Origin of the sequence: Mesorhizobium sp. M7A.F.Ca.ET.027.02.1.1 (assembly GCF_004022985.1) — a bacterium.
In the GTDB taxonomy this organism is placed as follows: domain Bacteria; phylum Pseudomonadota; class Alphaproteobacteria; order Rhizobiales; family Rhizobiaceae; genus Mesorhizobium.
Window position 1 is genome coordinate 1 of sequence record NZ_RZOL01000207.1, and the last position, 10,677, is coordinate 10,677.

At 63.4% G+C, this 10,677-nt stretch carries 7 protein-coding genes; 1 reads left to right on the forward strand and 6 read right to left on the reverse strand.

The features are described from left to right. From EN749_RS21340 to EN749_RS21350, 3 genes are all read right to left on the reverse strand, one after another. Nucleotides 1-270: 3-deoxy-7-phosphoheptulonate synthase (locus EN749_RS21340; RefSeq protein WP_145990965.1), on the reverse strand; the 270-nt coding region annotated here is incomplete at its 3' end. Between the two features lie 136 nt (nucleotides 271-406). Next, nucleotides 407-3,904 (reverse strand): transcription-repair coupling factor, encoded by a 3,498-nt coding sequence (mfd, locus tag EN749_RS21345; RefSeq protein WP_128363904.1) that lies wholly within the window; start codon nucleotides 3,902-3,904, stop codon nucleotides 407-409. Between the two features lie 72 nt (nucleotides 3,905-3,976). After that, nucleotides 3,977-4,264, reverse strand: a complete 288-nt coding sequence (locus EN749_RS21350; RefSeq protein ID WP_027036782.1) for a succinate dehydrogenase assembly factor 2 — start codon at nucleotides 4,262-4,264, stop codon at nucleotides 3,977-3,979. A gap of 92 nt (nucleotides 4,265-4,356) precedes the next feature. On the opposite strand from EN749_RS21350, the gene recG reads away from it, so the two are divergent. Then, the gene (recG, locus tag EN749_RS21355; RefSeq protein WP_128363905.1) at nucleotides 4,357-6,465 is read left to right on the forward strand and encodes an ATP-dependent DNA helicase RecG; all 2,109 of its coding nucleotides are present in this window, start codon (nucleotides 4,357-4,359) and stop codon (nucleotides 6,463-6,465) included. On the opposite strand, the gene EN749_RS21360 is transcribed toward recG, so the two are convergent. The 3 genes from EN749_RS21360 to glmU all read right to left on the reverse strand — a co-directional run. Further along, nucleotides 6,417-7,172 (reverse strand): DUF502 domain-containing protein, encoded by a 756-nt coding sequence (locus EN749_RS21360; RefSeq protein ID WP_027036784.1) that lies wholly within the window; start codon nucleotides 7,170-7,172, stop codon nucleotides 6,417-6,419. The genes recG and EN749_RS21360 overlap by 49 nt on opposite strands. Before the next feature lie 226 nt (nucleotides 7,173-7,398). Next, nucleotides 7,399-9,222, reverse strand: a complete 1,824-nt coding sequence (gene glmS, locus EN749_RS21365; RefSeq protein WP_127810539.1) for a glutamine--fructose-6-phosphate transaminase (isomerizing) — start codon at nucleotides 9,220-9,222, stop codon at nucleotides 7,399-7,401. Between the two features lie 177 nt (nucleotides 9,223-9,399). Further along, nucleotides 9,400-10,677: bifunctional UDP-N-acetylglucosamine diphosphorylase/glucosamine-1-phosphate N-acetyltransferase GlmU (gene glmU / locus EN749_RS21370; RefSeq protein WP_128363906.1), on the reverse strand; the 1,278-nt coding region annotated here is incomplete at its 5' end.

Consider the following 10,677-nt stretch of genomic DNA (forward strand, 5'->3'; position numbering starts at 1 on the left):
CATCTGCAGGAAGACACGGAAGAAGTCGCGGATGTTGTCCGCGCCATGCTCGGCGAAGCTCTCGGCGCAATCGCCGCCCTGCAGGAGGAATGCGTCACCGGCGGCGACAGAAGCGAGCTGCTTCTTCAGCTTGCGCGCCTCACCGGCAAAAACCAGCGGCGGAAAGGTTGCGAGCTGGGCCTCCGTGTTCTTCAGCGCGGCAAGGTCCGGATAGGCAGGAACCTGCTTGATCGGCTTTGCTCTCCACGAATTCGGCGACCATTTCGTCATCGCTGCACCCAACGCTCTTTCCGGCAAGCACCCTCGCCTGCCATTTCCCGCCCCTATATGGGATGGCGGCTCCATACACGAAGCCGATTTCCTATTCTAGACCGGAATTCAAGCGCTGGCGAATGGCCTGGGCCGGCTACGCCGCCTTCTCCACCAGCCGCGCCAACTGGGTCATGATGACCGCCGAGCCCGCCAATCGCTTCTCGGGGGTTGGCCAATCGCGCACGAAGACGACGCTGTGGTCCGGCCGGATCTTGGCCAGCGAGCCCTGCTCGCCGATGAACCGGACGAGCCCGACCGGGTTGGAGAATTCGCGCTTGCGGAAATGGATGACGACGCCCTTCGGCCCGGCGTCGAGCTTCTCGACATTGGCCTTGCGGCAGAGCGCCTTGATGAAGACGATCTTGAGCAGATGCTTGACCTCGTCCGGCAGCGGGCCGAAGCGGTCGATCAGCTCGGCGCCGAAAGCGTCGATTTCCTCGGTGTTTTCGAGATCGCCAAGCCTGCGGTAGAGCGCCAGCCGGAGCTGCAGGTCCGGAACATAGCTTTCCGGGATCATCACCGCCGTGCCGACGGCAATCTGCGGCGACCAGCCGCCATCCTGGACCTCGCCGGAATCCTTCACCTCGGCAACGGCTTCCTCCAGCATCTGCTGGTAGAGTTCGAAGCCGACCTCCTTGATGTGGCCGGACTGCTCTTCGCCGAGAAGATTGCCGGCGCCCCTGATATCGAGGTCGTGGCTGGCGAGCTGGAAGCCGGCGCCCAGCGTATCCAGCGATTGCAGCACCTTCAGCCGGCGCTCGGCGGTGTCGGTCAGCTTGCGGTTGGCCGGCAGCGTGAACAACGCATAGGCGCGCACCTTCGAGCGACCGACGCGACCGCGTAACTGGTAAAGCTGCGACAGGCCGAACATGTCGGCGCGATGGATGATCAGCGTGTTGGCGGTCGGGATGTCGAGACCGGATTCGACGATGGTCGTCGACAGCAGCACGTCGTACTGGCCGTCGTAGAAGGCATTCATGATATCGTCGAGTTCGCCCGGCGGCATCTGGCCATGTGCCACCGCCACCTTCAACTCCGGCACGGATTCCTTCAGGAAATCATGGATTTCCGAGAGATCGCTGATGCGCGGCACCACATAGAAGGAATGGCCGCCGCGATATCGCTCGCGCAGCAGCGTCTCGCGGATGACCAGGGGATCGAACGGCGAGATGAAGGTGCGCACCGCCATTCGGTCGACTGGCGGCGTGGCGATCAGCGACAGCTCGCGCACCCCGGTCAACGCCAGTTGCAGCGTGCGCGGGATCGGTGTCGCCGAGAGCGTCAGCACGTGCACGTCGGTCTTCAAATCCTTCAGCCGCTCCTTGTGCTTGACGCCAAAGTGCTGCTCCTCGTCGATGATCAGCAGGCCAAGGTTCTTGAACGAGATCGCGGAACCAAGCAGCGCGTGCGTGCCGATGACGATGTCGACCTGGCCCTCGGCGATGCCTTTCTTGGTCTCGGCCAGTTCCTTGGCGCCGACCAGCCGCGACGCCTGGCCGACACGGATCGGCAGGCCGGAGAAACGCTGCGAAAAGGTCTTGAAATGCTGGCGCGACAACAATGTCGTCGGCACCACAACTGCCACCTGAAAGCCTTCCATCGCCGCGATGAAGGCGGCACGCAGCGCCACTTCGGTCTTGCCGAAGCCGACATCGCCGCAAATCAGCCGGTCCATCGGCTTGCCGGCAGCAAGATCGTCGCGCACCGAATCGATGGCCGTCTGCTGGTCGTCGGTCTCCTCATAGGGGAAGCGGGCCGCGAACTCGCCATAGAGGCCTTCTGCCGGCACCAGTGGCGGTGCGGAGCGCATCTGCCGTTCGGCGGCGATGCGGATCAGCTGCCCGGCCATGTCGAGCAGGCGCTTCTTCAGTCGCGCCTTGCGCGACTGCCAGGCGCCGCCGCCAAGCTTGTCCAGCGTCGCCTCGGCTGTGTCGGAACCGTAGCGCGACAGGAGCTCGATGTTTTCCACCGGCAGGAACAGCCGGTCGTCGCCGGCATAGTGGATTTCAAGGCAGTCATGCGGTGCGCCGACCGCTTCGATGGTGCGCAGGCCGATGAAACGGCCAATGCCGTGGTCGGCATGGACAACGATGTCGCCGGCCGACAGCGCCGAGGCCTCGGCGATGAAATCCGACGGACGCTTCTTGCGTTTCGAGCGCCGGATCAGCCGGTCGCCCAAAATGTCCTGTTCGGCGACGACGACCAGTTTTTCGGTCTCGAAGCCGGATTCGAGCGGCAGTACGGCCAGGGCCGCCTGCCCCGGTTCGAGCTTTTCGGCTTCCGCCAGCGTCGCCACCTGCTTGAGATTGCCGAGATGGTGTTCGGCAAGGATCTGGCCAAGCCGGTCGAGCGAGCCTTCGGTCCAGCCGGCAATGACAATGCGGCGGCGCGCCGCGCGCTCATCGGCGATGTGTTTGACGACGACATCGAACACATTGGCGTTCGGATCGGCGCGCTCCTCGACGAAGCTGCGGCCGTGGCGTGAGCCGGCGTGATAGACCTTCTTGGCGCCAACTTCGGGCGCGTCGAATGGCGTGAAGTCGATCGCTTCACGCGACCCGAGCGAGGCAATCAGGTTTTCCGGGGAGAGATAGAGCAGGTCCGGTGCGACCGGCTTGTAGGGCACGGCGTCCTTCAAGGCACCGTCCGCCTGCTTCTTGCGCGCCTCGTAATGGTCGAGGATCAGCGTGTGGCGTTCGGCCAACGCCTCATGCGCCAGATGGTCGAAGATGACAGGCGTGTCAGGCAGATAGTCGAACACCGTCTCCAGCCGCTCATAGAAAAACGGCAGCCAGTGTTCCATTCCGGCAAACCGCCTGCCTTCGCTGACTGCTGCATAGAGCCCATCATCGCGCTGTGGAGCGCCAAAGGCTTCGATATAGGAGCGGCGGAAACGGCTGATGGTTTCGGGCGTCAGCGCCACTTCGCTCATCGCCTGCAGCGCCATCGACTTGCGCTGGCCGGTGGTGCGCTGCGTGGCGGCGTCGAACACACGGATCGATTCCAGCGTGTCGCCGAAGAAGTCGAGCCTGAGCGCTTCGGTCCACCCAGGCGCGAACAGGTCGAGAATGCCGCCGCGCACTGCGAACTCACCGATGCCGCGCACTGTCGGCACGCGCTCAAAACCGGACGTTTCCAGCCGCGACACCAGTACATTCATGTCGATCTGGTTGCCGGGTCTGGCATGAAAGGTCTGTGCCTCGACGAGATCCGCCGGCGGAATGCGTTGCAGCAGCGCATTGGCGGTGGTGAGGATGACGGCGCGGTGCGGCTTCTTCGCCAGCGCGATCATGGCCGTCAGCGCATCGAGGCGCTTGGCGGCAGCATCCGAACCGGGCGAAACGCGGTCGTAAGGCAGACAATCCCACGCCGGTAGTTCCAGCACCGGCAGGCCGGGGGCAGCGAAAGACAGCGCCTCAACGATCGCCGGCAGGCGCTGACCGTCGCGCGCGACGAACAGAACCGGCTTGTCCGGCGCGATCTCAAGTGCCGCCTGCACCAGCGCAAAGGCTTCGTAGCCATCGGCGACGCCGTCGACGATGAACTGGCCGGCGCGGTCTTTCGGCAGACCGATGGTGGGAATGAGGCTCATGAAATCACGGTCTTGTTTTATCGCAATTCCGAACGGAAAACCGCTTCGTGCTTTTCCTGGAATTGCTTGTGTTCAGAATGTCAGAGAATGGCGGAAAGCCAGGATCTTTTGCAGGACGGCACAATCGATATCGGCCGGCACCGGGCGTTCGCCGGTGACCATGGGCAGGAATTCGGTATCGGGAATGTCGAGGAGCCTCTCATATTGGTCGATTTCCTCAGCCGTCAAGGCGCCGATCTCAGCGTCGGCGAAAGTGCCGAGGATCAGGTCCATCTCGCGCATGCCGCGATGCCAGGAGCGAAACAGAAGCTTGCGGCGGCGGACGTCGAGCCCCTCGCTTGATCTCGTCGTTCCGGTCATCGTGCCGCATCCTTGCTTGCTGCGGCGCATATAGCGTGGATAGAAGGGGCTGTCAGCCTTGCGCTGCCGCCATCGCAACATAAGCTGACATCATGCGCCCGACCATCCTCGATCCCTTGTTTGTACCGATCACGTCGCTTGCAGGCGTCGGACCGAAAGTCGGCGCGCTGATCGAGAAGGTTGTCCCGGCCGATCTGGGTGACCGCCCCGCCCGCGCGGGCGACCTTCTGTTCGTGCTGCCGCACACCGTCATCGACCGGCGCAGCCGGCCGGGCATCGCAGGATCCGCGGAAGGCCAGATCGTGACGCTGGAGGTGCGCATCGACCGCCACCAGCCGCCGCCGCGCGGCAACAGGTCGGTGCCTTACCGCGTCTTCGCCCATGACGACACCGGCGAGATCGCGCTGACCTTCTTCCATGCTCACGCTTCCTATCTCGAAAAGGCGATGCCCGAGGGCGAGCATGTCGTGGTCTCGGGCCGCATGGAATGGTTCAATGGCCGCCCCAGCATGGTCCACCCCGACCATATTGCGCTGGCCAGCGAGGCGGAAAACCTGCCGCTGGTCGAACCGGTCTATCCCCTGACAGCCGGGCTCTCGGGCAAGGTGCTGCGCCGGGCGATCGGCCAGGCGCTGGCGCGTGTGCCTGAGTTTCCCGAATGGCAGGACGGCGCCTTTATGCGCCGGCACACCTTTGCGGCCTTTGCCGATGCGCTCGCCCGCATCCACAATCCCGCCGACCCGATCGACGTCTCCATCGACGGCGCCGCCTGGCGGCGGCTCGCCTATGACGAGTTGCTGGCGGGCCAGGTCTCGCTGGCGCTGGTGCGGGCAAAAGTCCGCAGGCTGTCCGGGCGTCCCCTGGTCGGCGACGGCCGCATCGTTGAAAAACTGAGGGCCGCACTGCCCTACTCGCTGACATCGAGCCAGGAGTTCGCGCTGGCCGAAATCAATGCCGACCTCGCTGATCCCGAGCGCATGCTGCGGCTTCTGCAGGGCGATGTCGGCTCCGGCAAGACGGTCGTAGCGCTGTTGGCCATGGCACGCGCCGTCGAGGCCGGCGGCCAGGCAGCCTTGATGGCACCGACCGAAATCCTGGCGCGCCAGCATCTGGCGACCATCACGCCGCTTGCCGCCAAGGTCGGGCTGCGCATTGCCATCCTCACCGGCCGCGAAAAGGGCCGCGAACGCGCGGATACGCTGGCCGGCCTGGCAAGCGGTGAGATCGACATCGTGGTCGGCACCCACGCGCTGTTCCAGGAGACGGTCATGTTCCACGACCTGGTCTTCGCCGTGATCGACGAGCAGCACCGTTTCGGCGTCCATCAGCGGCTTGCCATCACCGCCAAGGGCGACGCGCCGGACATGCTGGTGATGACGGCCACTCCCATCCCCCGCACGCTGGTGCTGACCGCTTTCGGCGACATGGACGTGTCGAAACTGACGGAAAAACCGGCCGGCCGCCAGCCGATCCGTACCGTTACGCTGCCGCTCGAGCGGCTCGACGAACTGGTCGACCGCATGGTGGACGCCGTCGCCGCAGGCCAGAAGATCTACTGGATCTGTCCGCTGGTCGAGGAATCCGAAGAAATCAAGCTGATGTCGGCCGAGGACCGCTTCGCCTCGCTGAAACCATTGTTCGGCGACCGTATCGGGCTCGTTCACGGCCGCATGAAGGGTGCCGAGAAGGACGAGGCGATGCGTGCCTTCAAGCAGGGCGAGACACGCATCCTGATCGCCACCACCGTCATCGAGGTCGGCGTCGACGTGCCGGACGCCACCGTCATGGTCATCGAGCACGCCGAGCGCTTCGGCCTGGCCCAGCTGCACCAACTGCGCGGCCGGGTCGGGCGTGGCGACAAGCCCTCCTCCTGCGTGCTGCTCTACAAGGACCCGCTCGGCGAGACCGCAAAACGCCGGCTGTCGGTAATGCGCGAGACCGAGGACGGGTTCCTGATCGCCGAGGAAGACCTGAAGCTGCGCGGCGAAGGCGAATTGCTGGGCACCCGCCAGTCCGGCACGCCGGGTTTCCAGGTTGCGCGCATCGAGGCGCATGCCGACCTTCTGGAGGCCGCCCGCGACGATGCCAGGCTGATCCTGTCGCGCGACCCGGAGCTGCAATCGCAGCGTGGCGAGGCGTTGCGCCTGCTGCTTTATTTGTTCGGCCGCGACGAGGCCGTGCGGCTCCTGCGCGCCGGCTGAGCCAGGGCGGCAACCGACGGGTTGGCGAGCATCCCTTCGATCGGCTCGCCATTCACGACAACCATTTGCTTGACCTCGGGCGCCACCAGCCCGGCCGACACAATCAGCTTGGCGCCGTCCTCAATCGTCATGTCGAGCAGCACGATGTCCGACTTCGGCACATACATCAGGAATCCGGTGGTCGGGTTTGGCGTGCACGGCATGAATACGGCAATCAGCGGATCGCCTTCCTGGTCGAGCTTCTGGTTGATCTCGGTTTCCTTCTCGCTGGCGACGAACACCAGCGACCACACACCCTTGCGCGGATATTCGACCAGTCCGACTTGGCGGAACATGTCGCCCTTGTTCGACAGCACGGTCTCGAAAATCTGTTTCAGCGAGCCATAGATACCGCGCACCAACGGCATGCGGCCAAGCAGGCGCTCGCCGAAATTGACGATGGCGCGGCCGACGATGTTGGCCGTCAGGAAGCCGATCAGCGTGATCAGGATGAGCGCCACGATCAGCCCGAACCCCGGCACAGGAAACGACAAATAGGTGTCAGGGCTGTAGCGGGCCGGAATATAGGGTTTCACCCAGGAATCGACCCAACCGATGAATGACCAGGCGATGTAGGCGGTGATCGCCAGCGGCGCGCAGACGATGAAGCCCGTGAGGAAATAGTTCCTCAGCCGGGTCACGCCGGAAGTCTTGGGAGCGTCGGACATGATTCACCGGAGGTGCTATTTCGACGCGACATTAGTGAACCGCCGTCCAGTTTGGAACTGCGAAGTCTTTAAAGAGCCGATTATGCCGCCACTTCCAACGGAGCAATCCAAACGGAAGCAGCATACGTTCACGATTAGCCGAAAACATCCTTCCTTTCGTCATCCACGGGCGGAGCAAGGAGCGAAGCGACGCGGCGCAGACCCGAGGATGACGAAAGGATGAGAGCTATTCCACCGTCACCGATTTCGCCAGATTGCGCGGCTGGTCGACGTCGGTGCCCATGAAGACGGCGGTAAAATAGGCCAGCATCTGGATCGGCAGCGCGTAGATGATCGGCGAGATGATTTCCGGCACGTCCGGCAGGATGATCGTCTCCATCGTCTTGACGCTCGTCAGCGCCGCACCCTTGCTGTCGGTGATCAGGATGATCTTGCCGCCGCGCGCCGCCACTTCCTGCATGTTCGAAACGGTCTTTTCGAAAATGTGGTCGTGCGGCGCAATGACGATGACCGGCATGTTCTCGTCGATCAGCGCGATCGGTCCATGCTTCAGCTCGCCGGCCGCATAGCCCTCGGCGTGGATATAGGAGATTTCCTTGAGTTTCAGCGCGCCTTCCATGGCCAGCGGAAAGTTGGTGTCGCGGCCGAGATAGAGCACGTCCTTGTAGCGTGAGAGTTCACGCGCGATCCGTTCGATCTGCTCTTCAAGCTTGAGCACCTGATTGGCATAGCGCGGCGCTTCCGAAAGCGCGCGCACCAGGGTCTTCTCTTGTTCTTTCGAGATTGTCCCGCGCGCCACGCCGGCCCGCACAGCAAGCGATGCCAGCACCGAAAGCTGGCAGGTGAACGCCTTGGTCGAGGCAACGCCGATCTCCGGCCCGGCGAGCGTCGGCAGCACGACATCGGATTCGCGCGCCATGGTCGATTCGCGCACATTGACGATCGCGCCGATCTTCATGCCGGCCTTGCGGCAATAACGCAGCGAGGCCAGCGTGTCGGCAGTCTCACCGGACTGCGAAATGAAGAACGCCGCGTCGTTCTTCGACAATGGCATTTCGCGGTAACGGAATTCGGAGGCGACATCGATGTCGACGGGCAGGCGCGCGTAGCGCTCGAACCAGTATTTGCCGATCAGGCCGGCAAGATAGGCGGTACCGCAGGCCGAAATCGCCAGCCGGTCGATTTTGGCGAAATCGAAAGGCAGGTCGAGCGGCTTGGAGACGCCGCCGACAAAATCCAGATAATTCGCCAAGGTATGCGAGATCACTTCGGGCTGCTCATGGATCTCTTTCTCCATGAAATGGCGCCGGTTACCCTTGTCGACCATGAAGCTGGTCGAAAGCGACTGCTGGCGCTTGCGGTCGACCTTTGTGCCGTCGATGTCGAAGATGGCAACGCCGTCGCGGCGCACCACCGCCCAGTCGCCATCTTCGAGATAGGTGATCGAATTGGTGAACGGTGCGAGCGCGATGGCGTCGGAGCCCAAAAACATCTCGCCATCGCCATGGCCGACAGCCAAAGGCGGACCATTGCGCGCGCCGACGATCAGGTCCTCGTCGCCCTTGAACATGATGGCCAGCGCGAAAGCGCCTTCCAGCCGCTTCAGCGCCTGGTGCGCGGCCTCGACCGGCTTCAGCCCTCTGGCGAGTTCGCGCGCCACCAGATGGGCGACGACCTCGGTGTCGGTCTGCGAGGAGAAAGAATAGCCATCGCGGATCAGTTCTTCGCGCAATTCGGCGAAATTCTCGATGATGCCGTTATGGACGATGGCGACACCGTCGGAAAAATGCGGATGCGCATTGGTCTCGTTGGGCACGCCGTGTGTCGCCCAGCGTGTGTGACCGATGCCGATCGTACCGTCGAGCGGCTCGTCCTTGAGCCGGCGCTCGAGGTTGATCAGCTTGCCTTCGGCGCGGCGGCGAGCAAGCTGGCCGTGCTCGATGGTGGCGACGCCGGCCGAGTCATAGCCGCGATATTCCAACCGCTTCAGCGCATCGACGATGAGCGGCGCAACCTGCGAGTGGCCGACGATTCCAACGATACCGCACATGCAGACAGCCCCCGATTCCCCGTGGAAAACCAGCGCTATTTAGGGATGGCCGGCCTGCCGCGAAAGTCACATTGCATTTCGTCCCGTGTAACGGAACGCTCATTCTTGTCGATGCACCATGACAGACCGCTCTTGCAATCCGGTTACTGCAATCGTTCGGTTTTTTGCGGGCTGGTCTTACTTTTTCTTCGCAGCCGCGGCCGAAGCAAAGCGTTCGCGCAATTCCTTGCCCTTGCCCGGGATCGTCTTCTGGCGAGCACGGCCGAAGGCCAGCGCATCGTCGGGCACGCTTTCGGTGATCACGCTGCCCGAGGCGATGTAGCCGCCCTTGCCGATGGTGACAGGTGCCACCAGCGACGAATTGGAGCCTACAAAAGCGCCCTCGCCGATGTCCGTGAAGAATTTCGAATAGCCGTCATAATTGCAGGTGATGGTGCCGGCGCCGATATTGGCTCCCGCGCCGACGCGGGCATCGCCGATATAGGTCAGATGGTTGACCTTGGCGCCCTCTTCGATAACCGCCTGCTTGACCTCGCAGAAATTGCCGACCTTGGCCTTGTCCCGGAGATCAGCACCCGGCCGCAGTCGCGCGTATGGCCCGACATCGCAATTGGACGCAATGGTGGCGCCTTCGATGTGGCTGAACGCATGTATCTTGGCGCCCGTCGCAATCTTCACACCCGGACCGAACCAGACATTGGGCTCGACGATCGTGTCAGTGCCGATCTCGGTGTCGTGCGAGAAATACACGGTCTCCGGCGCGATCAGCGTCACGCCCGACAGCATCGCTTCATGCCGCCGGCGCGCCTGCCATATGCCCTCGGCTTGCGCAAGTTCGGCGCGGTTGTTGATACCGAGTGCGCTTTCGAAGCTGGCTTCGGTGGCGACGACATCGAGGCCTCGCGCACTGGCGATCTCGACAATGTCGGTGAGATAATATTCGCCTTTGGCATTCTTATTGCCAACCTGATCGAGCAGCGTCAGCACGTGGGCGCCGGCCACCGCCATCATGCCGGCATTGCAGAAGCCGATCTTTCTTTCCTCCTCGGAACAGTCCTTCTCCTCGCGGATGGCCACCAATTTGCCGTCCTTCTCGATCAGCCTGCCATAGCCGGTCGGGCTGGGCGGGCGGAAGCCGATCACGACGACGGCGGCGCCCTCGGCCAGCTTCAGCCGCGCCACGGTCAGCGCATCGGCGTCGATCAGCGGCGTGTCGCCAAACATCACCAGGACGTCGTCATAACCCTTTGATATCGCATCGCGTGCGGCCAGCACGGCGTGCGCGGTGCCAAGGCGCTTCTCCTGCACGAAAGTCTCGGCCTTCGGCGCGAACTTTGCCGCAGCCTTGCGCATCTCGTCGGCGCCATGGCCGATCACCAGCGCCTGGCTGCCGGCGCCGGCGGCTTCGGCTGCCTTCACCACATGGGCGACCATCGGCAGGCCGGCGATCTGGTG

What these genes read in the sequence shown, in the direction of transcription:
- glmS (WP_127810539.1), bottom strand. Translation starts at nt 9,222, where the DNA reads ATGTGCGGTATCGTTGGAATCGTCGGCCACTCGCAGGTTGCGCCGCTC.
- mfd (WP_128363904.1), bottom strand. Translation starts at nt 3,904, where the DNA reads ATGAGCCTCATTCCCACCATCGGTCTGCCGAAAGACCGCGCCGGCCAG.
- recG (WP_128363905.1), top strand. Translation starts at nt 4,357, where the DNA reads ATGCGCCCGACCATCCTCGATCCCTTGTTTGTACCGATCACGTCGCTT.
- EN749_RS21360 (WP_027036784.1), bottom strand. Translation starts at nt 7,172, where the DNA reads ATGTCCGACGCTCCCAAGACTTCCGGCGTGACCCGGCTGAGGAACTAT.
- EN749_RS21350 (WP_027036782.1), bottom strand. Translation starts at nt 4,264, where the DNA reads ATGACCGGAACGACGAGATCAAGCGAGGGGCTCGACGTCCGCCGCCGC.